We start from the raw sequence: 25346 nt of genomic DNA, 5'->3' as shown, positions 1-25346 counted from the left end.
ATGAGTAACCGTCTTGAAGAGGTGCTGAAGCTGGCCGCCACTGAGCCTGCGCACCGTCCCGAATTTTTTCAACTGTTGCTGGACGCCGATGTTTGGGTGCCAGGCGAAAGCCCGGCCGAACAGTTTGATGCGACTTCACCGGTCGAATTGCAGCATTGGGAAAAAGAGGGCGGCGGCAGCGTAATTCCGTTCTTTACGTCAGAAGAAGCGATGGGCGAGGCTATCACAGATGAACAGCCTTATCTGCGCATGCCGGTACGTACGCTATTTGAGATCACTCAAGGCGAAACGCTGTTCCTCAATCCGAAACTGCCTGCGGGCAAAGAGTTTTCGCCGGGTGAAATCGCGCATTTGATTGGCGAAGAGGGCAGTGCGCTAAACCAGCAAACCGTGCTTGAAGGTGGCCAGGCGCTGCTATTGTCCGAAGTGGCCGAACCGCCAGCGCAAATGATTGATTCGCTGACGCAGCTGTTTGCCAAGTACAAGCAGGTGCGCCGTGCTTACATCGCCAGCATTCGTGAAAGCGCCACCGAAGAACCGAACCTGCTGATTGGTATCGAAGCGGATAGCGATATTGATGAAATTATTCAGGCGGCTGGCGGCGTCGCGACAGATACGCTTGCTGATGACGCGCCGATTGATATCTGTGAAGTGGTCAATGAAGATCGCGGTGTGAGCCATTTTTTCACTGCCCACATCACGCCGTTCTATGAACGTCGCTGGGGCAGTTTCCTGCGCGATTTCAAAGGCAGTCAGCGGATTATTTGATGCTGTAAGGTCGCCATTCATCGCGTAATGCCGCTCACTTAAGCAAATAATTGCCTGATTATGCAGGTGCGCATGAATGCGCACCCTACGAAAGCCCAGCTCTGTAACGTAGGGTCGCCATTCATGGTGACCGATTCACGCTTAAATGACGAGCATTACGCTGTTCATGGCGACCTGATCATCACTTCTCAATCGGTAAATCGTCGCGGCTGCCCCATTCGCCCCACGAGCCGTCGTACAGCGTTACATCGCGCACACCGAGCGAGGTGAGCGCCAAAATCACCACCACCGCCGTCACACCCGAACCGCAGCTGGCAATTACCGGCTGATCCAATTTTAAGCCCGCCCTAGCAAACAGATCGCGCAGTTCCGCTGCCGGTTTCAGTTCGCCATTCACCACCAAACTGTTCCACGGCACGTTTAAACTGTGAGGAATATGTCCACGCAGCAGGCCCGGACGCGGTTCATCCACTTCGGCGTTGAAACGGTTTGCCGCGCGCGCATCAACAATCTGCGCGCCGCCTTCGTGGCTGATCAGCAGCACATCGGTCAGACGCTTCACCTGTGCGCCATCATAAACGGCTTCGAATTCGGCTTCTGGCAGGTTAACCGGTCCGGTAGCAACATCGAAACCGGCGGCTTTCCAGCCCTGTAATCCGCCGGCCAGAATTGACACATTTTCACAACCGAAGGCGCGCAGCATCCACCACGCGCGTGGTGCAGAGAATAGGTTGCCTTCGTCATACACCACCAAATGTTTATCCTGGCTGATGCCCAACTCACGCATTGCCACGGCAAAGGACTCGGCGCGCGGCATCATATGGGGATAAGGACTCGTATGATCGGACAATGCTTCGATGTTGAAGAACGGGGCATTCGGTAGATGACCGGCCAGATACTCAGCCTGAATATCACGCACGGCTTCCTGACCTGGCGGTAACATGCGGGCATCAAGCACCTGCAACGTTTCCTCGTTGTAATGTTCTTTCAACCAATCAGCGGACACAAATATGGCTGTCATAGCAACCTCTTCTCAGCAAACGGGAAAAGACCAGTCTCCGGGAATGTGAACGCTATCTCAAGGGCATGATTGCTAAAGTTGTCGAAAATGCGCAGCATTACTCTTTCTTAACTTCTGGGACTGGTGAGGGATTTACCATGGCAAAACGTTTTAACCGGCTGCTGCTCAACGCGCTGATCGGAGGAGTATTACTGGGTGGCGGAACGTCGGCGATTCATGCGGCGGAAACGACAGCCGCAACAGCAACGCAGCAATCACTCTCCGTTATCGATCTCTCCGAACTGCAACTTGAGGGCGCCGCCGCGCTGGTATTGACCTTTAACACGCCGCTCGATAGCCAGCAGGATTTCGCGGCACATCTGCAGATTATTGATGAGAAAAGCGGCAAGGTGGATGGTGGCTGGGAGCTAGCGCAAAACGGTAAAGCGCTGCGTTTTCGACATCCGGAACCGTCGCGCAAGTTGACGATTAATGTTGATGCCGGGCTTAAAGCGGCTGATGGCAGTCCCTTATCCAAATCGTTTAGCCAAACGATCACCACGCGTGATATTCAGCCAATGGTTGGCTTTGCTAGCCGCGGTTCGCTGCTGCCGCTGCGCCTGACGCAAGGTTTACCGGTGCTGGCGCTGAATGTAGATACGGTTGATGTCGATTTTTTCCGGGTAAAAAGCGCTTCGCTGGCCGATTTCCTGGCCCAATGGAATTACGGCAACAACATGTCGTATTGGGAATCGCGCGATCTGCTGAAAAATGCCGATCTGGTTTATGGCGGACGTTTTGATCTCAACCCGGCGCGCAATACGCGTGAGAAAATGCAGTTGCCGCTTGGTGATGTGGATGCGCTGAAACAGCCAGGCGTTTACCTGGCGGTGATGAAACAGGCCGGTACTTACAACTACACGCAACCGGCGACACTGTTCACATTAAGCGACATCGGTCTGTCGCTGCACCAATTCCCCGATCAACTGGAACTGTTTGCCCAAAGCCTGGCCAGCGGCGCACCGCTCGATGACGTCAGCGTGCAGCTATTAGATGAAAAGGGTAAACAACTTGCTCGCGGTAGCAGTGACAGTAACGGCCATTTGCGCTTACCGGCGAATGCCAAAGGCAAGCTGTTGCTGGCAACACAAAAAGGGCAAACCTCGCTGATCGATCTTAACCGTCCGGCATTGGATTTGGCTGAGTTTCCGATTGATGGCCCACAAGGCTACGACAAACAGTTCTTCGTATTTGGTCCACGCGATCTCTATCGTCCAGGTGAAACGGTGATCGTCAACGCGCTGCTGCGTGATGCCGATGGCAAACCCTTGCCGTCGCAGCCAGTGAAAGCTGAAGTTGTGCAGCCGAATGGCGAAGTGTCGCAAACCTTTGTCTGGCAGCCAGAAAGCGGCGTCTATCAACATCGCTTCGCGTTGCCCGCTTCTGCCATGACCGGCGAATGGACGCTGCGCATTAACAGCGGTGACAACCAGCCGCGCAACTGGTCGTTCCATGTGGAAGATTTCCTGCCGGAACGTATGGCGCTGGCACTAAATAATAGTGCGCAACCGGTGGCGCCGGATGACGACGTGACTTTTGCGGTGGAAGGCCGCTATTTGTACGGCGCACCTGCCGCGGGCAACGAACTGCAAGGGCAACTGTTCCTGCGCCCGGCGCGTGAAGCGGTGGCTGCGCTGCCAGGCTATCAATTCGGCGACATTACTGAAGAACTCAAACGCACGCTGGATGATGTGGATGAGAAGCTGGATCAGAGTGGTAAAGTGCAGCTCAAGGTTGAGAGCAGCTGGAAAGAGAGCCATTCACCGCTCAATCTGATTCTGCAAGCCAGCCTGCTGGAAACCGGCGGCCGGCCGGTGACGCGCCGCGCAACTCAGGCGATTTGGCCGGCGCCGGCGTTGCCTGGCATCCGTCCGCTGTTTAACAGTGAATCAGTGTATGACTATCGCACCGATCGTTATCACGATGAGCCGACCGTAGCGGAAAACAGCCTTGCTGAATTCGACGTGGTATACGCCAACCCACAGGGTGAGAAGCTGGCGGCGCAAGATCTTGATGTACGCCTGATTCACGAACGCCGCGACTATTACTGGAGCTTCTCCGACAGCGAAGGCTGGCAGTCGCGCTACGATCAAAAGGATCTGCAGGAAGAGGAGCAACGTATCAACATTGCTGCCGGCGGCAGCCAGAGAGTGAGCTTCCCGGTGGAGTGGGGCACGTATCGACTGGAAGTGCATGCTGGCGACAACATCATTAGCAGCGTGCGATTCCAGGCGGGATATTGGTGGCAGGACAACACCAACGGCACCGGCGCACTGCGTCCGGATCAGGTCAAACTGAAAATAGATAAAACCGCCTATCAAGTGGGTGACACCGCGCATGTACAGGTTGAATCACCTGCCGCAGGTAAAGGCTATCTGCTGGTGGAATCCAGCAGCGGCACATTGTGGTGGCAACCGCTGGATGTTCCGGCGGGCGGCGCAACCATTGATGTGCCGATTAGTGACAGCTGGAAGCGACACGATCTCTATCTCAGCGCCATCGTGGTGCGCGACGGTGACAAAGCCAGCGGCATCACGCCCAAACGCGCGGTGGGCCTGCTACATCTGCCGATGGCAACCGAAGCGCGCCGCCTCAGCTTAGCGCTCGACGCGCCGGATAAAATTCGCCCTGAGCAGACGTTAAAAGTGAAGGTGAAAGCCAGCCGTGAAGGGAACGCATTGCCGCAGCAGGTTCAGGTACTGCTGTCGGCGGTGGACAGCGGCGTGCTTAACATCACTGACTATAAAACCCCTAATCCGTGGGAAGCGTTTTTTGGCCGCAAGCGCTACAACGCCGATCAATACGATGTATTTGGTCAACTGATTGACGGCGGTGGCAAGCTGGCCGCGCTGCGCTTTGGTGGTGACGGCGACGATGCGGATGCCTTGTCGCGCGGCGGTAAAAAGCCGGTCACCGACGTGCAGATCGTGGCGCAACAGTTGCAGCCCGTGACGCTGGATGCCAATGGTGAAGGCACGCTGGAGCTGCCAATTCCGGCCTTTAATGGCGAGTTGCGTTTGATGGCACAGGTATGGAGTGACGACAGTTTCGGATCGGCCGATCGTAAGCTGGTGGTTGCCGCACCTTTGATCAGCGAACTGGCAACGCCGCGCTTCCTTGCCAGTGGCGATCAATCCACACTGGCGCTGGATCTCACCAACCTCACCGATCAACCGCAAACGCTAAAAATCAATGTCACCGCCAGCGGGCAGATTGCCCTTAACGGCCAAATCCCCGCCAGTGTGCAGCTGGCGAAAGGCGCGCGTACCACGTTGCAGATTCCGGTTAAAGCGCAGGGCGGCTTTGGCGAAGGCGATGTGCAGGTGACTGTTTCCGGCATGAGTTTGCCGGGCGAAACACTGGCACCGAGCGAGCGCAAATGGAAAATTGGCGTGCGTCCGGCTTATCCGGCACAAACGCTGAGCTTCGATAACGTGATGCAAACCGGGCAGAACTGGCAGGTGATGGCGAGTGCCTTTAATGGTTTGCAGCCGGATACTTTGAGCGGTCAACTGTCGCTCAGCAATCGTCCACCGCTGAATATCGCAAGCTTCATCAGCTCACTGTATGCCTATCCTTACGGCTGCCTTGAGCAGACCACCAGCGGCATTTGGCCATCGGTGTTCACCAACCATGCGCAGCTGACGGCGATGGGCATCAAAACCAGCAATGATGAAGCACGTCGTGCTTCGATTGATACCGGCATCGCACGTCTTGCCGGCATGCAACGCGGCAACGGCAGCTTTGGTTTGTGGAGCAAAGAGAGTCAGGAAGAGTTCTGGCTCACCGCTTACGTCACTGATTTCCTGCTGCGCGCCAGCGAAGCCGGGTACAGCGTGCCGGATGGCGTGATTACCCGCGCCGACGAACGTCTGCTGCGTTACCTGCAGGATCCGACGCAGATCGAAACCAGCTGGAGCAGCGATGCCGATGCTTTGCGTTTCAGCGTGCAGGCCTACGCCGGAATGGTGCTGGCGCGTCAGCAGCAGGCCCCGCTGGGTGCGTTGCGTGCGCTGTATGAAAAACGCGAACAGGCAAAATCGGGCCTTGCGCTGGTACAGCTTGGTGTTGCACTGAAGTTGATGGGCGATCAGCAGCGTGCGCAACTGGCGCTGGCGCAAGGCATTGGTCTGGAACGTAAACCTAACAGCTGGCTCGGTGATTACGGCAGCCCGGTGCGCGATCGTGCGCTGATTCTGTCGCTGTTAACTGAAAACCAGTTGCTGCCAGAGATGCAAGGTTCGCTGTTGATTGATTTGGCGAAAGCGGTACAGGGTCAGCGCTGGTTCTCCACCCAGGAAAACAACGCGTTGTTCCTTGCTGCCCGCACTTTGCAGCAGCACAAAGGCGAAATCTGGCAGGCCACACTACAAGGCAAAGCGGAGCCACTCAGCAGCGACCAACCTTTGAATCTCAGCATCAGTGAAGATCAGCTGCGACAAGGCGTGTCGGTGAAAAGCAACAACGCGTCGCCGCTTTACGGCACGCTGAATGTGGTGGGCTATCCGCGCACCGCACCGTCGCCGATGAGCAACGTTCTGCAGATCACTCGTGAATACTTCACGCTGGATGGTAAGCCAGCGGATCTCACCCACCTGAAAAGTGGCGAACTGCTGATGGTGCGGCTCAAAGTCGCAGCCAGCGAGCGCGTCAGTGATGCGTTGGTCGTGGATCTGCTGCCAGCCGGACTGGAGCTGGAAAACCAGAACCTGAGCGACAGCAGCGCCAGCTTGGGTGACAGTGCCGATGCGCTGAAAGAGAGCATGATGGATATGCAGCAAGCCAACATTAAGCATATCGAATTCCGTGACGATCGTTTTGTCGCCGCGCTGGCGCTCGATGGCTACACGCCGGGCACGCTGTTGTATCTGGCGCGCGCGGTTACGCCGGGCAGCTATCGCCTGCCGCCGCCGCAGGTGGAATCAATGTATGTGCCGGAATGGCGCGCGATTGGCAGCACGCCGGAAAAACTCAATGTGCGTTAAGTATTGATGTCTGGAAGTAACCGACTAAAGCGGTGGCGCTGGCTACCGCTTTTTTTACTGGCGCTGCTGGTCGCGTTGTGGCTGCTGGATCGACTCACGCCATTGCCGCTGCACGACGTGCAACCGGCGCGCGTCGTGGTGGCCGAAGACGGCACGCCGCTGTGGCGTTTTGCTGACAAACAGGGCGTGTGGCGTTATCCGGTAGCACTGGACGATGTGTCGCCCGCCTACATTGAGGCGCTACTGACCTACGAAGATCGCTGGTTCTGGCATCATCCCGGCATCAATCCCATGGCGATTGTGCGCGCAGTGGGGCAAAACGTGCTGCATCACGGCGTGGTGTCCGGCGGCAGCACGCTCACTATGCAGGTGGCGCGTCTTATTGATCCGCAACCGCGCACCCTGCGCGGCAAAGTGGTGCAGGCGTGGCGCGCGCTACAGCTGGAATATCATCTCTCTAAACGCGACATCCTTACGCTGTATCTCAATCGCGCCCCTTTTGGCGGCACGGTTGAGGGTGTTGGCGCAGCGAGCTGGATGTGGCTGGGGAAACCGCCTTCACAGCTCACCAAAGGTGAGGCGGCACTACTGGCGGTGCTGCCTCAGGCGCCGAGCCGCTTGCGTCCTGACCGCTGGCCGCAACGCGCCGAAATCGCACGCAATAAAGTGCTGGATCGCCTCGCGGAATATCACGTCTGGTCAGCGCAGGATGTCGCCGATATCAAACAAGAAGCGGTGTGGCTGCCGCCGCGTCAGATGCCGCAACGTGCGCCGCTGCTGGCCCGCCGCTTATTGTCGCTGTCGCCCGACAACAAAATCACCTCAACGATAGATGTGTCGCTACAGCGCGAACTCGAGAATCTGGCTGCCTCGCTGAAAAGCAACCTGCCGCCGCGAACCTCGCTGGCGCTGCTGGTGGTGGATCATCAAAACATGAAAGTGCGCGGCTATGTCGGATCGGTGGATTTCAATGACGACAGCCGTTTTGGTCACGTCGATATGATATCCAGCGTGCGATCGCCGGGATCGGTGTTGAAGCCCTTTGTCTATGGTATGGCGCTGGATGATGGGCTCATTCATGGCGAATCGCTGCTGCAGGATGTGCCGCGTCGATTCGGCGACTATCGTCCCGGTAACTTTGATTCGGGCTTTCACGGGCCAGTGAGCGCCAGTGATGCGCTGGAGCGATCGCTCAATTTACCTGCTGTACAATTGCTGGATGCGCTGGGGCCAAAAAACATCGCCGCGCGATTACGTAATGTGGGTTTGAGTCTGCGCTTTCCTGCAGGGGCGGAGCCAAATCTTTCGTTGGTGCTGGGTGGCACCGGCGCGCGTATGGATGAGATTATGGCTGCCTACAGCGCCTTTGCCCGGCACGGTAACGCGGCGCAGTTACGCTGGCTGACGACACAACCCTTGCAAGAAAGGCCGCTATTGTCGCCGGGCGCGGCATGGATTGTACGGCGCATTCTGGCAGGCGCGGCACAACCCTCGGCCAGCGGTGCGGTGGCAGACGTAGTGCCGTTGGCGTGGAAAACCGGTACCAGCTATGGCTATCGCGATGCATGGACGATAGGTATCACCCCGCGCTATCTGATTGGCGTATGGGTAGGACGGCCTGATGCAACGCCCGTCGCCGGTCAGTTTGGTTTTGCCTCGGCGGTGCCGGTGATGAATCAGGTCAATAATCTGCTGGCGGGGCATATGCCGGTGAACGGTGCGCCGCGCGATCCGCGCCCGTCATCGGTCAGCGCCATGAGCATCTGCTGGCCTGGCGGACAGCCGTTACCCTTCGGCGACGAGAACTGTCGCCAGCGTCGTCAGAGTTGGGTATTGAATCAAACGGTGCCCCCCACGCTGCTGGCGTCGGGGCAGGAGAGCGTCAATGGCTTACGCCAGCGCTACTGGCAAAACAGCCGGGGATTGCGCGTGGCGGCAGATTGCCCGGATGCACAAAGCCGTGAGCGCCTGATGTGGCCGCTGCCACTTGAACCCTGGCTGCCGGATGCGGAACGGCGTGCCCAGCGCTTGCCGCCGATCGATCCTACTTGTCCGCCACTCAATCAGGGCAATGCGCCGCCCATGGTGATTACCGGTGTGATCAATGGTCAACGCGTACAGCCGTTGCCGGGCAAAGTGGTGCTGGTGATGTCGGTAGCCGTGCAGGGCGGGCAAGGTGAGCAGCGCTGGTGGTTTTTAAACGGGCAACCGCTTGAGCGTAACGCGAGCAACAAGAGTGCGGCGCTGGTACTGGATGAGCCGGGAAGTTATCAGTTGGTGGTGATGGATGAAGCGGGGCAGCTGTCATCGGTGGCCTTTACCCGCGGTTGAGTACATGGATATGGCATACTTTTTGCCTGCGCGCCCCGACAAAAATCAATTATTTTCAATAATTCCACCAATCGCCAATAGGCAACGCGCCATGATGTCCCTATAATCGGCGCGTTTTCTTACCGGGAGGAGCTCCCGGATTCTTCAGGATGCTAACTAGAGGTCAACATGGCAATCGAACGTACTTTCTCAATCGTGAAACCAAACGCCGTCGCTAAGAACGTGATTGGTGCAATCTATAACCGTTTTGAAAGCGCGGGCTTCAAAATCGTTGGCGCAAAAATGCTGCACCTGACCAAAGAGCAGGCTGAAGGCTTCTACGCTGAGCACAAAGGCCGTCCATTCTTTGATGGTCTGGTTGAATTCATGACTTCTGGTCCAGTTGTGGTTTCTGTACTGGAAGGCGAAAACGCTGTTCAGCGTCACCGCGATCTGATGGGTGCAACTAACCCAGATAACGCGCTGGCAGGTACTCTGCGTGCTGATTATGCGGACAGCTTCACCGAGAACGCGACCCACGGTTCTGACTCTGCTGAATCTGCAGCACGCGAAATCGCGTACTTCTTCGCAGAAAACGAAGTCTGCCCACGCACTCGCTAAGTGCATTGAGGGTCAGGCGGACACGCGTCTTTACAGCTGTTCAACATCGGTGAAACGGTTCCCCTGGCATCATGCAGCAGATGTAGTACAATTACGCGCCCTTGTTGAGCTAGCCTCAGCGAGGGCGCTGTTTTTTTCCTACTATTAACCAGAGCCGTAACGTGTAACAACGAGGCCAGAGAACATTATGTCCGAACAGATTGTGACGCCGTCGTCCGCTTCCCCCGTGATTGTTTCCCCCAAAAACGAAAAAATTAACCTGCTGGATCTCAACCGTCAGCAGATGCGTGAATTCTTTCTTGAGATGGGCGAAAAGCCGTTCCGTGCCGATCAGGTCATGAAGTGGATGTACCACTACTGCTGCGATGATTTCGAGCAGATGACTGACATCAACAAAGTGCTGCGCGGTAAGCTGATGCAGCGCGCTGAAATCCGTGCACCGGAAGTGGCGGAAGAGATGCGTTCCACCGATGGCACCATTAAATGGGCAATTCGCGTGGGCGACCAGCTGGTTGAAACCGTCTATATCCCGGAAGCGGATCGCGCAACCCTGTGCGTCTCTTCACAGGTAGGCTGTGCGCTGGAGTGCAAATTCTGTTCTACGGCGCAGCAGGGCTTTAACCGCAACCTGCGCGTGTCAGAGATTATTGGCCAGGTATGGCGCGCCGCGAAAATCATCGGTGCCGCGAAAATTACCGGTCAACGTCCGATCACCAACGTGGTGATGATGGGCATGGGCGAGCCGCTGCTTAACCTGAACAACGTGGTGCCGGCAATGGATATCATGCTGGACGACTTCGGTTTCGGTCTGTCAAAACGTCGCGTTACGCTGTCAACGTCAGGTGTGGTGCCGGCGCTGGACAAGCTGGGTGATATGATCGACGTAGCGCTGGCGATTTCGCTGCATGCGCCGAATGATGCCATTCGTGACGAGATCGTGCCGATCAACAAAAAGTACAACATTGAGACTTTCCTTGCGGCGGTAAAACGCTATATCGGTAAGTCCAACGCCAATCAGGGCCGCGTGACCATTGAGTACGTGATGTTGGATCACGTCAATGACAGCACCGACAATGCGCATGAGCTGGCGGCACTGCTAAAAGAGACGCCGTGCAAAATCAACCTGATTCCGTGGAACCCGTTCCCCGGCGCGCCGTATGGCCGTAGCTCTAACAGCCGTATCGATCGCTTCTCCAAAGTCCTGATGGATTACGGTTTCACCACCATTGTGCGTAAAACCCGTGGTGATGATATCGACGCCGCTTGTGGTCAGTTAGCAGGCGATGTGATTGACCGGACTAAGCGTACGCTGCGTAAGAAAATGGCGGGCGAAGCCATCTCTGTGAAGGCGCTCTGAAAGCCAGCGCCTGCTGATATTCAGCGGGCGTAACTCATGTCAGTCTCTCCGCATATTTTTTAGGGAGAGACTGAAATGCATAAAGGATTATTCGCCGCGATTCTGGCGGGCTTTGTTGTAACCGGTTGTGTCAATCATCCTGCAAGGCAAAGCGCAGCGGATATCCGCTTGCAGCTCGGATTGCACTATCTGGCAGTGAAGGATTATGCCGCCGCGCAGCGCAATTTGTTACGTGCTCAGCAGGCAGCGCCAAAGGATTATCGCGTTCCGTTAGCCCTTGCTCGTGTGGCGCAGGCGCAACAGAATAGCGCACAAACGCGCTGGCACTACCAACGCGCACAGCAGTTAGCGCCGCGGAATGGTTACGTCGCTAACAATTACGGTGCGTTTCTCTGCGGTTTAAGGCAGTATGACGAAGCGCATCAACAGTTTAAGCTGGCAATTGAGGCGCAGGAAATCGATGCTCGTCAGGATGCATTCCTGTTTTCGGGCTATTGTTACCTGCAGGCTGATGAGAGTGCCGCAGCGCGCGAGCAATTAGGTTACGCGCTGGATGCCGCACCGGAGCAGGGCAGTCAACTGCTAAGGGAAGTGGAAAGGCGGCTTGAACAGCGGGAACAGAAGTCGGTTCCGCTGCTTTTAGAAGTGTACCATCAGCATTTGCCTGCAACGGCTGAGAGCTTATGGTTACAGATACGTTTCGCCGCGCAACAGGGAAACGCTGCTGACGTTACACGTTATGGCGACCGGTTGGCGCGAAGTTTTCCACAATCGATACAGTACCAGCGTTATTTAGCTAATGAATACTGAAGCCACTCAAGAGAATTCTGCAGTACATTCCACAGGTGAACGCCTGCGTCTGGCCCGTGAGCAAATGGGACTGACCCAGCAAAACGTCGCTGAACGCCTGTGCCTAAAACTTACTACCGTACGCGATATTGAAGAGGACAAATCACCTGCTGATTTAGCGTCTACCTTCCTGCGCGGTTACATTCGCTCTTATGCTCGTCTGGTGCATGTGCCAGAAGATGACCTGCTGCCGATGATGGCAAAACAGGCCCCCATGCGCGCCGCCAAAATCGAGCCGATGCAGAGCTTCTCATTGGGTAAGCGTCGTAAAAAGCGCGATGGCTGGCTGATGATCTTCACCTGGTTGGTGATTTTCGTCGTTGTCGGTTTGACTGGTGCGTGGTGGTGGCAGAATCATAAAGCGTCACAGGCTGATTTGGTGTCGATGGCCGATCAAAACGGCAGCGGCGACAATAGCCAATCCATTCCGTTGGGTGACAACAGTACCGATAGCAATGCCGATGCAGATACCAACGCTGCCGGTACGCCAGTCGATAACGGTGCTGGCGCTGTGGCCACGCCTGAAAGCAACAACGCGAGCAGCACACCGGCTGCGAGCAATAACACTACAGCGCAAACCAACGGCAGCGACAACGCCGTGGTTTCGCCAAGCCAGGCGCCAATTGATACGGCACCGCCAGCGGCGACGTCTCCAGCACCGGCGAATAGCGTTCCTGCAGGCCAAATGCCTACCGCGAATGCGGCAGTCAGCCAACCGGCAGGCGATCCGAATGCTGTGGTGATGAACTTCAAAGCGGATTGCTGGCTGGAAGTGAGCGATGCGACCGGTAAGAAGTTGTTCAGCGGTCTGCAACGTAGTGGCGGTAAGCTAAGTTTGTCCGGAACGGCTCCGTATCGTCTGAAAATTGGCGCACCAAGTGCGGTTGACGTGCAATATCAGAATCAGCCCGTTGATTTAAGTCGTTTTATCCGTAATAACCAGGTTGCCCGTCTGACGCTGGGTGCGCAATAACGCGCAGCGCGCTTTCCGGGTAATTGTGGAGAGAGAATATGCATAACGAAGCACCCATTATCCGTCGCAAATCAACACGGATTTACGTCGGCAAGGTGCCAGTTGGTGATGGCGCGCCCATCGCCGTTCAGTCAATGACCAACACCCGCACCACTGATGTGGACGCCACCGTTAACCAGATTCGCCAGCTTGAGCGCGTCGGGGTTGATATCGTTCGCGTCTCCGTTCCCACGATGGATGCGGCTGAAGCCTTCAAACTGATTAAGCAACAGGTCAACGTGCCGCTGGTAGCGGACATTCACTTTGACTATCGCATCGCATTGAAAGTCGCGGAATATGGCGTCGATTGTCTGCGTATCAACCCAGGCAATATCGGCAACAACGAGCGTATCCGCCAGGTGGTGGATTGTGCGCGTCATTACAATATTCCGATCCGTATCGGCGTGAATGCCGGTTCGCTGGAAAAAGATCTGCAGGAAAAATACGGTGAGCCAACACCGCAGGCGCTGCTCGAATCTGCGATGCGCCATGTGGATCATCTCGATCGCCTTAACTTTGATCAGTTCAAAGTAAGCGTCAAAGCGTCTGACGTCTTCCTTGCCGTTGAATCCTATCGTCTGTTGGCGAAAGCCATCGATCAGCCGCTGCACCTCGGTATCACCGAAGCGGGTGGCGCGCGCGCGGGCTCAGTTAAATCGGCGATTGGTTTAGGCCTGCTGCTGGCCGAAGGCATCGGCGATACGCTGCGTATTTCACTGGCGGCCGATCCGGTTGAAGAAGTGAAAGTCGGCTATGACATCCTCAAGTCTCTGCGCATCCGCGCGCGTGGCATCAACTTTATTGCCTGCCCGACCTGTTCGCGTCAGGAGTTTGATGTCATCGGTACGGTCAATGCGTTGGAAGAGCGTCTGGAAGACATCATCACGCCGATGGATATTTCCATTATCGGTTGCGTGGTGAACGGTCCGGGGGAAGCCACGGTTTCTACCCTCGGCGTAACCGGCGGGGCCAAGAAAAGCGGCTTCTACGAAGATGGCGTACGCCAGCGCGATCGTCTCGATAACAACGACATGATCGATCAGCTGGAAGCGCGTATCCGCGCCAAAGCCAGCATGCTGGATGAAAGCCGCCGCATCAACGTGCAGCAGCTGGAAAAATAAGCCTGGTGCGCGCCAGTCGCGTGCCAGTTTGTGATTGAACCTGTGCGGTTTCATCCTCATAAGGTATGATGCCGCTCAGGTTTTTTTGTCTTAAAGAGATTCTAACGTGGCGAAGAATATTCAAGCGATTCGCGGGATGAACGATTACCTGCCGGCGGATACCGCAATTTGGCAGCGTATTGAAGGCACTCTCAAGCAGGTGCTGGCCAGCTATGGTTACAGTGAAATCCGTCTGCCAATCGTTGAGCACACCCCGTTGTTCAGCCGCGCGATCGGTGAAGTCACCGACGTGGTTGAGAAAGAGATGTACACCTTTGAAGACCGCAACGGCGAAAGCCTGACGCTGCGTCCGGAAGGCACCGCAGGCTGCGTGCGCGCCGGTATCGAGCACGGTCTGCTGTACAACCAGGAACAGCGTCTGTGGTACACCGGTCCGATGTTCCGCTACGAGCGTCCGCAGAAAGGTCGTTACCGTCAGTTCCACCAAATGGGTGTGGAAGTCTTCGGCCTGCAAGGCCCGGACGTTGATGCTGAGCTAATTATGATGACCGCGCGCTGGTGGAAAGCGTTAGGTATCGCTGAGCACGTCGAGCTGGAGCTGAACTCTATCGGTTCGCTGGACGCGCGCGCCAACTATCGCAGCGCGCTGGTGGCGTTTCTTGAGCAACATCAGGACGTACTGGACGAAGATTGCAAGCGCCGCATGTACACCAACCCACTGCGCGTGCTCGACAGCAAAAATCCTGACATCCAGAAACTGTTAAACGATGCTCCAACGCTGGGCGAATTCCTCGATGAGGAATCACGTGCGCATTTCAGTGGCTTGTGCGGGTTGCTCGACGACGCTGGCATTAAATATCGCATCAACCAGCGCCTGGTGCGCGGTCTCGATTACTACAACCGTACCGTGTTTGAATGGGTGACCAGCAGCCTCGGTTCGCAGGGCACGGTGTGCGGTGGCGGACGTTACGATGGTCTGGTCGAACAGTTGGGTGGTCGTGCCACGCCAGCCGTGGGTTTTGCCATGGGCATGGAGCGTTTGGTGTTGCTGGTGCAAGCGGTTAATCCAGAATTTGAACCGACGCGCATTGTTGATGTCTATGTTATCGCTTCGGGGCAGGGCGTTCAGTCCGCCGCGATGCAACTGGCGGAAAAACTGCGTGATGCTGATCCCGCGTTGAAGCTGATGACCAACTTCGGTGGCGGTAACTTCAAGAAGCAGTTTGCCCGTGCAGATAAGTGGGGCGCACGCATTGCGCTGGTGCTGGGCGAAGATGAAGTGAACGCGGGCCAGGTTGTGGTGAAAGACTTGCGTACCGGCGATCAACAGACGCTGGCTCAGAGCGACGCCGCTGCAACGTTGCGCACGCTGCTGCAGTAAGCGCAGCACTGCAACAGCCATTTTAAAGAGAGGGATTGCGTGGAAGTTTACAGCAACGAAAACGAACAAGTTGACGCGCTGCGTCAGTTCTTTGCCAATAACGGCAAATTCCTGGCCGTAGGCGTAATCATCGGTATCGCTGCGCTGGGTGGCTGGCGTTTCTGGTCCAGCCATCAGGAAGGAACCGATAAAGCGGCATCAGCAGAATATCAACAGCTGACTAGTGCGATGCAGGCGGACAAGCCTGATTCGCTGCAAGCGGTGGCCACTTTCGCCAGCGAAAACAACAATACCTATGGTGCGTTGGCTTCGCTGGATCTGGCTAAGCAGTATGTTGAAACTAATCAGTTAGATAAAGCTATCGCTCTGTTACAGAGTGGGCTGAAAGATACCAAAGATGCCAACCTGCAGGCGGTGATTAACCTGCGTCTGGCACGCATTCAATTGCAGCAAAGTCAGGCCGATGCCGCACTTTCTACCCTTAACAATGTTAAAGGTGATGGCTGGACAGCCATTGTAGCGGACATTCGTGGCGAAGCACTGCTGAGCAAAGGCGATAAGCAGGGCGCGCGTGATGCCTGGAGCAAAGGTGCTGAATCGCAGGCCTCTCCTGCGCTGAAGCAAATGCTGCAGATGAAGATGAATAACTTAAGTTAAGCCAGTCAAGAGAGCGCACATGGAATTACGTAAATACCTGCTGCCAGGGCTGATTTCAGTCACTCTGCTCAGCGGTTGCTCGCTGTTCAGCGGCGAAGAAGATGTAGTGAAAATGGCCCCGCTGCCTAAAGTGGAAAACCAGTTTACGCCGCAGACTGCGTGGAGCACCTCGGTCGGGGACGGCGTTGGTGATTTCTATTCCAATCTGCATCCAGCCTGGCTGGACGGTACCGTGTATGCTGCGGATCGTTTTGGTGTGGTTAAAGCGCTTGATGCCAGCAATGGTAAAGAGAAATGGAAAGTCGATCTCTCTGAGAAAACCGGCTTCTTCTCGAAAAACATCTCTGCGCTGCTTTCTGGCGGCGTCACCGCCAGCGGCGATCGCATCTACATCGGTAGCGAACGTGGTCAGGTATTTGCGTTGAATACCAGCGATGGTGGTATTGCCTGGCAGACCAAAGTCGCCGGTGAAGCGCTGTCGCGTCCGGTGGTGAGCGACGGTTTAGTGCTGGTGCACACCAGCAACGGTATGTTGCAAGGTCTTGATCAAAGCACTGGCGTTGTCAAATGGACCGTCAACCTCGATATGCCAGCGCTGTCACTGCGCGGTGAATCGGCACCGACCGTGGCCTTTGGCGGCGCAATCGTCGGTGGCGACAATGGCCGCGTCAGCGCAGTCATTGTTAATCAAGGTCAGCTGATTTGGCAGCAGCGTATTTCGCAGCCAAGCGGCGCCACTGAAATCGATCGCCTGAGCGATGTCGATACCACGCCAGTCGTGGTTAACGGTGTCGTTTATGCGCTTGCGTACAACGGTAATCTTACCGCGCTGGATCTGCGCTCCGGTCAGGTGCTGTGGAAACGTGAGATTGGCGGCGTTAAAGACATGGTGGTTGATGCCGGTCGTATCTATCTGGTCGATCAGGATGACCGCGTGATCGCCCTGAATGCTGACGGTGGCGTAGCCATCTGGCGTCAAAGCGATCTGCTGCATCGTAATTTGACTTCGCCAGTGCTGTTCAACGGCTATCTGGTGGTGGGTGATAGCGAAGGTTATCTGCACTGGATCAACACCCTTGACGGTCGCTTCGTCGCGCAGCAGAAACTGGACAGCGATGGCTTCCAGACTGAACCGGTTGTGGCCGGTGACAAACTGCTGATCCAGGCGAAAGGCGGAGAAGTTTACGCCATCACCCGTTAAGGAATTGGCTTTGCGGGAACGCGTTTCCCGCTCGCTTATACGGCTCCTGATTCGTCAGGGGCCGTTTCGTTTTTAGTCAGGCATGGTATTCTTTGCGCCTTCAGCCTGACGCCTGGCGTCAAATGTCGTTATAATCACGCCATTCGGGCGAATTATTTTAAAAACTGAGGCAAGTGTTATGGTACCTGTGGTCGCGCTGGTTGGGCGTCCCAATGTGGGAAAATCTACGCTATTTAACCGTTTAACACGCACACGTGATGCGCTGGTAGCGGATTTTCCTGGACTGACTCGCGATCGCAAATATGGTCGCGCCGAAGTGGAAGGGCGCGAATTTATTGTTATTGATACCGGCGGTATTGATGGCACCGAGGAAGGCGTTGAAAACCGCATGGCGGAGCAGTCGCTATTGGCGATTGAAGAAGCGGATGTGGTGCTGTTTATGGTGGATGCGCGCGCGGGCGTGATGCCGGCGGATCAGCAAATCGCTAATCATCTGCGTGCACGTGAAAAAGCCACCTTTGTCGTCGCCAACAAAACTGACGGTATTGACCCGGAAGCGGCAGTGCTGGATTTCTATGCGCTGGGCTTAGGTGAGATTCACGCCATTGCAGCTTCGCATGGCCGTGGAGTTAACAGTCTACTGGAAACGGCATTGCTGCCGTGGATGGAAGAAATCGTTCCGGAAGTGGAACTCACCGAAGAAGAAGAGAATGCCGCCTATTGGGCAGAATTAGAAGAAGAGGGTGAGAAGGCGCTGGAGGAAGAGGAAGAAGAAGATTTCGACCCCACCACACTGCCGATCAAACTGGCTATCGTTGGCCGCCCTAACGTGGGTAAGTCAACGCTAACTAACCGCATTCTTGGCGAAGATCGTGTTGTGGTCTTTGACATGCCAGGCACCACGCGCGATAGCATCTACATTCCGATGGAACGTGACGATCGTGAGTATGTTCTGATTGATACCGCGGGCGTACGTAAGCGCGGTAAAATCACCGAAACTGTAGAAAAATTCTCCGTTATCAAAACGTTGCAGGCAATTGAAGACGCTAACGTAGTGATGCTGGTCATTGATGCGCGTGCCGGAATTTCCGATCAGGATCTGTCACTGCTTGGCTTCATCCTCAACAGTGGGCGCTCACTGGTGATTGTGGTCAACAAGTGGGATGGCATGACGCAGGAAGCGCGAGATGAAGTCAAAGAGCAGTTGGACTTCCGTCTGGGCTTTATCGATTTTGCGCGCATCCACTTTATTTCTGCCCTGCACGGCAGCGGCGTGGGTAACCTGTTCGAATCCGTGACCGAAGCATACGACTGCTCTACCAAACGTGTGGGCACCGCAATGCTGACGCGCATCATGACCATGGCAGCCGACGATCACCAGCCGCCGTTGGTACGTGGTCGCCGCGTGAAGCTGAAATATGCGCATGCCGGGGGGTATAACCCGCCAATCGTGGTGATTCACGGCAACCAGGTCAAGGATCTGGCGGATTCCTATAAGCGTTACCTGATGAACTACTTCCGTCGTTCACTCAACGTGATGGGCACGCCCATCCGTATTCAGTTCAAAGAGGGCGATAACCCGTACGCGGGCAAACGCAACCTGCTGACGCCAACGCAGCAGCGTAAACGTCAGCGTCTGATGTCGCACCTGAAGAAGAACAAGCGTTAAAATGAGAAGGGCCCAGCAGGGCCCTTTTTTTATGCAGGTGCGCATGAATGCGCACCCTACGAAAACCGAGCGCTTTAAACGTAGGGTCGCCATTTATGGCGACCAACCGCCAAATGCAGAGGAAGTTCTATGAATTCTCCATGCCCAATCTGCCAGCAGCTGCTGACTCACGATGAAACCGGTTTTGACTGCTCCCACTGCGAACGTCATTTCACGCACATCGCCTTGTGCCCTGATTGCCATCAACCTTTGCAGGTGCTGAAAGCCTGCGGTGCGGTGGACTACTTTTGCCCGCACGGTGATGGACTCATTTCGAAGAAGCGTGTCGAATTTATCCCCGACTTAGCGTTGCAGTAAGAAAATTCGCCGCCCGGCGTCATAGTTATTAATAGCTTACGACTGGATTTGTAGCAAAAATGCTATTAACCAGTGACTACCGCGTTATGGATATTCACTTTTTATTGTACCAGGTGGTACAATCCTGCCGCCTTGTAGCGAGAATCACTCTCACCTGCGTTGTGTCCTCGCTCACAAGCGCCGAATCACGGGCATTGCACCCGTACCAATAGATATAAAATAAAGCGTAACGAAATTGTTCCTGTCCCCCGCTTCGGCTGGGGCCTTGTCATCGGCTGCCACAGATTTATCGGCACCAGCGCTTTATTTTTTCAGGAGAGTTTTTGTTATGGCAGAAAATTCCGCTCGTCCCGGCAAAGGGCTGAGCATCTGGTCCGTACTGTTTGGCTTGGTCCTGCTGGCAATCGGCTTGTTCTTCGCTATCGGCGGCGGCAAGCTGGTCGCGCTGGGCGGCAGCTGGTACTTCCTTATCGCCGGTATCGTCATGCTGCTGTCGGCCATTCAGTTCTTCCGTCGCAAATCATCCGCCGTCACCCTGTTTATTCTGGTGTTTGCTGGCACGCTGATTTGGTCACTGTTTGATGCGGGCTTGCATTTCTGGCCGTTGGTATCGCGCTTGATGGTGCCAGCGGGCTTGATGCTGTTTGCGTTCCTCACCTGGCCAGCCCTGCGTAAAAGCGAAGGCAAAAGCTCTCTGGCGAAAGTCTCTTATGCGCTGTCTGCGGTTATCGTGGTTGGCATGGTGGCCACCTTCGTGCAGATGTTCCAGCCGCATCCTTCCGTTGCGTTTGACGGTAAACAGCTGCCGCTGATTCCGGTCGATAAATCAAAACCTCAGCAAGACTGGAGCAGCTACGGCCGTACGCCGGGTGGCGACCGCTTCGCTGCCATCGATCAGATTACCCGCGATAACGTGAAAGACTTGCAGGTCGCCTGGACTTTCCACACTGGCGATACGCCGATCAGCCCAACCGGTAACGGCGCGGAAGATCAGCAAACCCCATTGCAGGTGGGTAACACGCTATTCCTGTGCACCCCGCACAACAATGTGATTGCGGTTGCAGCAGACAGCGGTAAGGAAATCTGGAAACGCGAAATCAACGCGCAGGCCGAAGTGTGGAACCGCTGCCGTGGCTTAGCCTATTTCGATGCGACTAAACCGCTGCAGCAGCCAACGCAGCCGGGTTCAACGCCGGTCACTGCCGCTGTGCTGCCTGCGGGTGATACTTGTCAGCGTCGTATTCTGATGAACACAATTGATGCGCGTCTGATTGCTATTAACGCCGACAACGGTGAGCTGTGCGACACCTTCGGTACGCACGGTGTGGTTGACCTGAAAGCCGGCCTGGGCAATGCGCCCGATCCGCAATATCAGCTGACTTCACCTCCCGCGATGGCCGGTACCACCGTGGTGGTGGGCGGTCGCGTTGCGGATAACGTCCAAACCGATATGCCTGGCGGCGTGCTGCGTGGTTTTGACGTGATCACCGGTCAGATGCGTTGGGCGTTTGACCCAGGCAATGACGATCCCAATGCGATTTTGATGCCGGGCAAAGATTACACCCGCAGCACACCGAACTCGTGGGCACCAATGTCTTACGATCCGGCGATGAACACCGTGTTCCTGCCAATGGGTAGCTCGTCAGTGGATCTGTGGGGTGCGAACCGTACCAAACTGGATCACACTTACGGCGCCTCAATCCTGGCCCTGGATGCGACTACCGGTAAACAGAAATGGGTTTATCAGACCGTGCATAACGATCTGTGGGACTTTGATCTGCCAATGCAGCCAAGCCTGGTAGACTTCCCGATGAAGGATGGCACCAACAAGCCAGCCGTTGTTATCGGGGCAAAAACCGGCATGATTTGGGTGCTGGACCGCCTGACCGGCAAGCCTTTGACCAAAGTTGAAGAGCTGCCGATGCCGCAGGGTCACATCCCGAACGAGCAGTACACCAAAACGCAGCCGCATTCGGTAGAAATGCCAAACATCGGCAATCAGAAAATGTCTGAGTCTGATATGTGGGGTGCAACGCCGTTCGACCAACTGGCGTGCCGTATTGCCTTTAAAGGCATGCGTTACGATGGTCTGTTTACTGTACCGGACACCGATAAATCCCTCAGCTTCCCGGGTTCACTGGGCGGTATGAACTGGGGCGGTATCTCGTTTGACCCGAACAATCAATATATGTTCGTCAACGATATGCGTCTGGGCCTGTGGGTACAGATGATTCCACAAGACACCAGCAAGACCGCAGCCAGCAACGGTGGCGAAGCGATCAACACCGGTATGGGCGCGGTTCCGCTGAAAGGCACACCGTATGCGGTAAATAAAAACCGCTTCATGTCACCGCTGGGCATTCCATGCCAGGCTCCACCGTTCGGTACGCTGTCGGCAATTGATATGAAAACCCGTCAGATCGTGTGGCAGGTGCCGGTGGGTACCGTCGAAGATACCGGTCCATTTGGTATCAAGATGCGCGCGAAGATGCCAATTGGTATGCCGACCTTAGGTGGCACACTGGCTACGCAGGGTGGTCTGGTGTTCATCGCGGGTACGCAGGATTACTATCTGCGCGCTTTCGATAGCTCAACCGGTAAAGAAGTGTGGAAAGCACGTCTGCCAGTCGGCAGCCAGGGCGGTCCAATCAGCTACGTTTCGCCGAAAACCGGCAAACAGTACATCCTGATCTCCGCAGGTGGCGCCCGTCAGTCACCAGACCGTGGTGATTACGTGATTGCTTACGCGCTGCCAGACAGCAAGTAAGTTCAACTATGAGAAAGGCCGACATCATGATGTCGGCCTTTTTTTTAAAACCTTCCGTGGCACATCTCTTCCTTTAAGGCACCTTAATTACTGCTGCTTGGAAGGGCGGCGGCTTTTTTGACCTCCTTTTCTTCCAGCTTCCCTGGCTCTTTCAGGATCGTTTCTGAAATTACCCCCGCTGACTTTGCCGCCAGCGCTACCTGCTTCCCTGGCGCGCTCCGGGTCCTCTGCAAAGTTCCCGGCACCACCTCGTTGCTTTTTTTGTGTCATAGCAGAGACCTCATCTAAGGGTGTTTTCTTCGACGTGGACTAGCTAGCCACATAATGAGTATAGTCAGTCAGTTACGCTATGCCTTGAGAGATCTCTGATAACCTATTCGCCGTCGCGCCATAGTGATTGCAGCTCGGGTGGTGCCAGTTGTTCTGGAATTAATATCACCAGTGTCCCAGCCTCACGATGTGTGGCGTAGGTGATTTGAATGCGGTAATAGCGTTGATCGCCACGTCCCATGTTTGCCGCTTGATCTTCCGGTTCGCCGAGCGGCATGGCCTGTTCCAGCACCTGGCAGACGCGCTGTTTTTGCGGCTCGGGCAAGTCCGCCAGGGTAAAACGCCGCTCACCGCGCAGCTTGGGTATAAAGGCGATACCGCCTTCACGTGCCAGCTCAATGATGGCATCGTCGGTCAGTTGAATGTCCACGTTACGCCCACCTGCTGCCAGGCGGATTGAATTTTTTCCGCCACTGATTGATTAAACCGTTGATTGGCGTGCTGCACGGTAAAGCGCGCAAAGGTGCTGAAATCGGCATCCTGCGGCAGCGTTTTGTCGCACAGCGTGTCATACCAGGCTTGACCCGCCAGTTCCCACGCGAAGCCGCCCAACGCTTTAGCAGCGAGATAGAAGGCGCGATTAGGAATGCCGGAGTTGAGATGCACGCCGCCGTTATCCTCACGCGTTTCGATATAGTGATCCATATCGGCGGGTTGTGGATCTTTGCCCAGCACCGGATCGTCATAAGCGGTACCGGGTGACGACATTGAGCGCAACCCGCGGCCATTGATCCCGCCCGCCAGCAAACCTTCACCGATGATCCAGTCAGCCTGATCGGCGCTCTGCTTAAGATGAAACTGCTTCACCAGTGAGCCAAAAACATCAGACATCGATTCGTTCAGCGCGCCTGCCTGCTGGAAGTAGATCAGTCCGGCTTCGGTTTCCGTTATGCCGTGCGTCAGTTCGTGCGCGACAACATCCAGCGCGATGGTGAAGCGATTGAAAATCTGGCCGTCACCGTCGCCAAATACCATCTGCTGGCCGTTCCAGAAGGCATTCTGGTATTCCTTACCGTAATGCACGGTGCCATCGAGCTTGAGGCCTTTGTTATCGAGGGAATTGCGCTGATAGGTTTGCCAGAAGAAATCGTAGGTAATGCCGAGATAGTTCCATGCTTCTTCGGCCGCGACGTCGCCGTTTCCGGGCTGGCCTTCCTCGCGGATTAACGTGCCGGGCAGATTTTGCGTGCCCTCGGCGTCGTAGATAGCGCGCTGTACGATGCCTGGCTTGGCGGTGTCGGCGTTGGTGGTTTGATGATTATGTTCAGCCATCAGTTGCTGAACGTGGGTGAGGGTGCGGCGCGCATAGTCTTGCTGCGCACCGGAGCAGTTATCGATGATGTTACGCAGCATGTATGGAGGAATTACGCTAAAAGGCATACCAAACTCCCTGGCTTCTTAGTGAATGTGCCAGAAAGTATAGTTTTCATACTATCAACGCGCTTTACGGCTCCGGGATTTCTGCGGTTCAAGCGCGGTAACCTGGCTTTCCACCCAGCCATCATCCAACCGGGTACGCAACAGATCGCCTTTGCTCAGCTGCTGAGTTTTTTTCACCACCTGGCCCTGCGTATCCGTTGTTACGCTGAATCCACGCGCCAGCGTCGCCAAAGGACTCACGCCTTCCAGCTGCGCGGCCAGGTTGCCAAAGCGCTGACGGTTGTGATTGAGCTGCTTTTCCATGCCCTGCTGCAGACGATAATGCCACTGCTGGAGCTGCTGCTGAGCGCGCAGAATCCGTCCCTGCGGTTGCTGCGCATTAAGGCGTTGTAGCAGGCGATCCTGCTGACGATTGGCGGTACGCATGCGCTGGTCCATCGCTTCGCCAAGGCGACGCTGCAGCTGGAACAGCGCAGTTTGCTGACACGCCAGACGGAGTTGCGGATGCTGCTGCTGTAAACGGTGCTGAATGCGGGTGAAGCGACGCTGTTGCTGTGCCAGATAGAAATCCATCGCCATCTCCATGCGCTGCTGCTGTGACTGCAAACGGCGCAACAATTCCAGCTGATTACGACTCACCAGTTCTGCCGCGGCAGAAGGCGTTGGCGCGCGTAAGTCCGCAACAAAATCGGCGATGGTGACATCGGTTTCGTGCCCAACGGCGCTGACGATCGGCAGGCGGCTGGCAAAAATCGCCCGCGCCACGCGCTCGTCATTGAAGCTCCACAAATCTTCCAGCGAACCGCCGCCACGGCCGACAATCAGCACGTCACACTCATCACGCTGGTTGGCCAGCTCAATGGCACGCACAATGCCAGCAGGCGCATCCACGCCTTGCACCGCCGTAGGATAGATAATTACCGGCAATGACGGATCGCGTCGATGCAGCACCCGCAACACGTCATGCAGCGCGGCACCGGTGGCAGAGGTAATCACCCCCACCTGACGCGCCGGATCGGGTAGCGGCTGTTTGAACTGCTGATCGAACAAGCCTTCCGCTGCTAAACGCGCTTTCAGCTGTTCGAATTGCTGTTGCAGCAAGCCTTCACCGGCTGGATGCATGCTTTCGATAATCAGCTGATAATCACCGCGCGGTTCATACAGCGTGATGCTGGCGCGCACTAAAACCTGCTGGCCGTGCTGAGGACGGAAGGTGACGCGACGATTGCTATTGCGGAACATCGCGCAGCGTACTTGTGCACCGTCATCCTTCAACGTGAAGTACCAATGGCCGGAAGAAGGCTGAGTGAAATTTGAAATTTCAGCGCTGAGCCACACCAGGCCCATCTCATTTTCCAGCAGTTGGCGCACCGTGGTGTTCAGGCGGCTGACAGTAAAAATATTGGCGGTTGGCGGTAGCGACATGTGATGTAGATCAAATTTTAAATCAGAGGGTTAATCAACTGATACTACATTGCTTGCCCTGAGGATCAAGACTTTTTCTGAAAAAACACTGGAGGC

Annotated in this window: 19 protein-coding genes; 14 read left to right on the top strand and 5 right to left on the bottom strand. The window is 55.7% G+C overall.

The window, feature by feature from the left end; all coding sequences use genetic code 11:
• Entirely contained in the window at positions 1-768 is a 768-nt protein-coding gene (sseB, locus tag AC6I8K_RS13920) for an enhanced serine sensitivity protein SseB (protein ID WP_497826918.1), read from the top strand.
• Positions 769-949: 181 nt separating this feature from the next.
• Here the strand turns inward: sseB and sseA are convergent, their stop codons facing one another.
• Entirely contained in the window at positions 950-1789 is an 840-nt protein-coding gene (gene sseA / locus AC6I8K_RS13915; protein ID WP_497826917.1) for a 3-mercaptopyruvate sulfurtransferase, read from the bottom strand.
• Positions 1790-1926: 137 nt separating this feature from the next.
• On the opposite strand from sseA, the gene AC6I8K_RS13910 reads away from it, so the two are divergent.
• The 13 genes from AC6I8K_RS13910 (at position 1927) to AC6I8K_RS13850 (ending at position 22115) form a co-directional block, all read left to right on the top strand.
• Complete coding sequence (locus tag AC6I8K_RS13910) at positions 1927-6813, top strand: alpha-2-macroglobulin family protein (protein WP_497826916.1); 4887 nt, start codon at positions 1927-1929, stop codon at positions 6811-6813.
• A gap of 6 nt (positions 6814-6819) precedes the next feature.
• The gene (gene pbpC / locus AC6I8K_RS13905) at positions 6820-9144 is read left to right on the top strand and encodes a peptidoglycan glycosyltransferase PbpC (protein WP_497826915.1); all 2325 of its coding nucleotides are present in this window, start codon (positions 6820-6822) and stop codon (positions 9142-9144) included.
• A 168-nt stretch (positions 9145-9312) separates the two neighbouring features.
• Positions 9313-9744: a nucleoside-diphosphate kinase gene (ndk, locus tag AC6I8K_RS13900; RefSeq protein ID WP_007884899.1), complete on the top strand. Its 432-nt coding sequence runs from the start codon at positions 9313-9315 to the stop codon at positions 9742-9744.
• A 187-nt stretch (positions 9745-9931) separates the two neighbouring features.
• Positions 9932-11101: a dual-specificity RNA methyltransferase RlmN gene (gene rlmN, locus AC6I8K_RS13895; RefSeq protein ID WP_064739554.1), complete on the top strand. Its 1170-nt coding sequence runs from the start codon at positions 9932-9934 to the stop codon at positions 11099-11101.
• A gap of 75 nt (positions 11102-11176) precedes the next feature.
• Positions 11177-11911, top strand: coding sequence for a type IV pilus biogenesis/stability protein PilW (gene pilW, locus AC6I8K_RS13890; protein ID WP_483815968.1), 735 nt, complete (start codon positions 11177-11179; stop codon positions 11909-11911).
• The gene (rodZ, locus tag AC6I8K_RS13885; protein ID WP_497826914.1) at positions 11901-12923 is read left to right on the top strand and encodes a cytoskeleton protein RodZ; all 1023 of its coding nucleotides are present in this window, start codon (positions 11901-11903) and stop codon (positions 12921-12923) included. The genes pilW and rodZ overlap by 11 nt, the downstream gene beginning before the upstream one ends.
• 38 nt (positions 12924-12961) lie before the next feature.
• Positions 12962-14083 carry a flavodoxin-dependent (E)-4-hydroxy-3-methylbut-2-enyl-diphosphate synthase gene (gene ispG, locus AC6I8K_RS13880; RefSeq protein ID WP_008108306.1) on the top strand — a complete coding sequence of 374 codons (1122 nt, stop codon included), beginning with the start codon at positions 12962-12964 and terminating at the stop codon, positions 14081-14083.
• Between the two features lie 106 nt (positions 14084-14189).
• Positions 14190-15464, top strand: coding sequence for a histidine--tRNA ligase (gene hisS / locus AC6I8K_RS13875; protein WP_064739551.1), 1275 nt, complete (start codon positions 14190-14192; stop codon positions 15462-15464).
• Between the two features lie 39 nt (positions 15465-15503).
• The gene (locus tag AC6I8K_RS13870; protein ID WP_483815966.1) at positions 15504-16121 is read left to right on the top strand and encodes a YfgM family protein; all 618 of its coding nucleotides are present in this window, start codon (positions 15504-15506) and stop codon (positions 16119-16121) included.
• A 19-nt stretch (positions 16122-16140) separates the two neighbouring features.
• Positions 16141-17322 carry an outer membrane protein assembly factor BamB gene (bamB, locus tag AC6I8K_RS13865; RefSeq protein WP_064739549.1) on the top strand — a complete coding sequence of 394 codons (1182 nt, stop codon included), beginning with the start codon at positions 16141-16143 and terminating at the stop codon, positions 17320-17322.
• 178 nt (positions 17323-17500) lie between these two features.
• The gene (der, locus tag AC6I8K_RS13860) at positions 17501-18991 is read left to right on the top strand and encodes a ribosome biogenesis GTPase Der (RefSeq protein WP_064739548.1); all 1491 of its coding nucleotides are present in this window, start codon (positions 17501-17503) and stop codon (positions 18989-18991) included.
• Positions 18992-19120: 129 nt separating this feature from the next.
• Positions 19121-19348, top strand: a complete 228-nt coding sequence (locus AC6I8K_RS13855; protein ID WP_497826913.1) for a zinc ribbon domain-containing protein — start codon at positions 19121-19123, stop codon at positions 19346-19348.
• Positions 19349-19676: 328 nt separating this feature from the next.
• Positions 19677-22115 carry a glucose/quinate/shikimate family membrane-bound PQQ-dependent dehydrogenase gene (locus AC6I8K_RS13850; protein ID WP_064739547.1) on the top strand — a complete coding sequence of 813 codons (2439 nt, stop codon included), beginning with the start codon at positions 19677-19679 and terminating at the stop codon, positions 22113-22115.
• A gap of 87 nt (positions 22116-22202) precedes the next feature.
• On the opposite strand, the gene AC6I8K_RS13845 is transcribed toward AC6I8K_RS13850, so the two are convergent.
• The 4 genes from AC6I8K_RS13845 to xseA form a co-directional block, all read right to left on the bottom strand.
• Positions 22203-22385 (bottom strand): con-10 family general stress protein, encoded by a 183-nt coding sequence (locus tag AC6I8K_RS13845; RefSeq protein ID WP_045814915.1) that lies wholly within the window; start codon positions 22383-22385, stop codon positions 22203-22205.
• A gap of 103 nt (positions 22386-22488) precedes the next feature.
• A complete protein-coding gene (locus AC6I8K_RS13840) occupies positions 22489-22815 on the bottom strand; it encodes a protealysin inhibitor emfourin (protein WP_064739546.1) in 327 nt (108 codons plus the stop codon).
• Positions 22800-23825: a M4 family metallopeptidase gene (locus tag AC6I8K_RS13835; RefSeq protein WP_497826912.1), complete on the bottom strand. Its 1026-nt coding sequence runs from the start codon at positions 23823-23825 to the stop codon at positions 22800-22802. Before AC6I8K_RS13835 ends, AC6I8K_RS13840 begins: the two co-directional genes overlap by 16 nt.
• Positions 23826-23879: 54 nt before the next feature.
• Positions 23880-25250 carry an exodeoxyribonuclease VII large subunit gene (gene xseA, locus AC6I8K_RS13830; RefSeq protein WP_497826911.1) on the bottom strand — a complete coding sequence of 457 codons (1371 nt, stop codon included), beginning with the start codon at positions 25248-25250 and terminating at the stop codon, positions 23880-23882.
• Between the last annotated feature and the right edge of the window lie 96 nt (positions 25251-25346).

It is taken from the genome of Pantoea sp. X-Soil-ISGK-421, assembly GCF_059730785.1.
Note: the sequence above shows the minus strand (reverse complement) of the source record. Positions and strands in the feature narration are given on the sequence as shown.

Bases quoted from the DNA above. Each gene is read 5' to 3' on its own strand.
- sseB (WP_497826918.1), top strand. From the start codon at position 1: ATGAGTAACCGTCTTGAAGAGGTGCTGAAGCTGGCCGCCACTGAGCCT.
- AC6I8K_RS13845 (WP_045814915.1), bottom strand. From the start codon at position 22,385: ATGACACAAAAAAAGCAACGAGGTGGTGCCGGGAACTTTGCAGAGGAC.
- xseA (WP_497826911.1), bottom strand. From the start codon at position 25,250: ATGTCGCTACCGCCAACCGCCAATATTTTTACTGTCAGCCGCCTGAAC.
- pbpC (WP_497826915.1), top strand. From the start codon at position 6,820: ATGTCTGGAAGTAACCGACTAAAGCGGTGGCGCTGGCTACCGCTTTTT.
- ndk (WP_007884899.1), top strand. From the start codon at position 9,313: ATGGCAATCGAACGTACTTTCTCAATCGTGAAACCAAACGCCGTCGCT.
- AC6I8K_RS13855 (WP_497826913.1), top strand. From the start codon at position 19,121: ATGAATTCTCCATGCCCAATCTGCCAGCAGCTGCTGACTCACGATGAA.
- AC6I8K_RS13850 (WP_064739547.1), top strand. From the start codon at position 19,677: ATGGCAGAAAATTCCGCTCGTCCCGGCAAAGGGCTGAGCATCTGGTCC.
- pilW (WP_483815968.1), top strand. From the start codon at position 11,177: ATGCATAAAGGATTATTCGCCGCGATTCTGGCGGGCTTTGTTGTAACC.
- sseA (WP_497826917.1), bottom strand. From the start codon at position 1,789: ATGACAGCCATATTTGTGTCCGCTGATTGGTTGAAAGAACATTACAAC.
- ispG (WP_008108306.1), top strand. From the start codon at position 12,962: ATGCATAACGAAGCACCCATTATCCGTCGCAAATCAACACGGATTTAC.
- rlmN (WP_064739554.1), top strand. From the start codon at position 9,932: ATGTCCGAACAGATTGTGACGCCGTCGTCCGCTTCCCCCGTGATTGTT.
- rodZ (WP_497826914.1), top strand. From the start codon at position 11,901: ATGAATACTGAAGCCACTCAAGAGAATTCTGCAGTACATTCCACAGGT.
- bamB (WP_064739549.1), top strand. From the start codon at position 16,141: ATGGAATTACGTAAATACCTGCTGCCAGGGCTGATTTCAGTCACTCTG.
- AC6I8K_RS13910 (WP_497826916.1), top strand. From the start codon at position 1,927: ATGGCAAAACGTTTTAACCGGCTGCTGCTCAACGCGCTGATCGGAGGA.
- der (WP_064739548.1), top strand. From the start codon at position 17,501: ATGGTACCTGTGGTCGCGCTGGTTGGGCGTCCCAATGTGGGAAAATCT.
- AC6I8K_RS13835 (WP_497826912.1), bottom strand. From the start codon at position 23,825: ATGCCTTTTAGCGTAATTCCTCCATACATGCTGCGTAACATCATCGAT.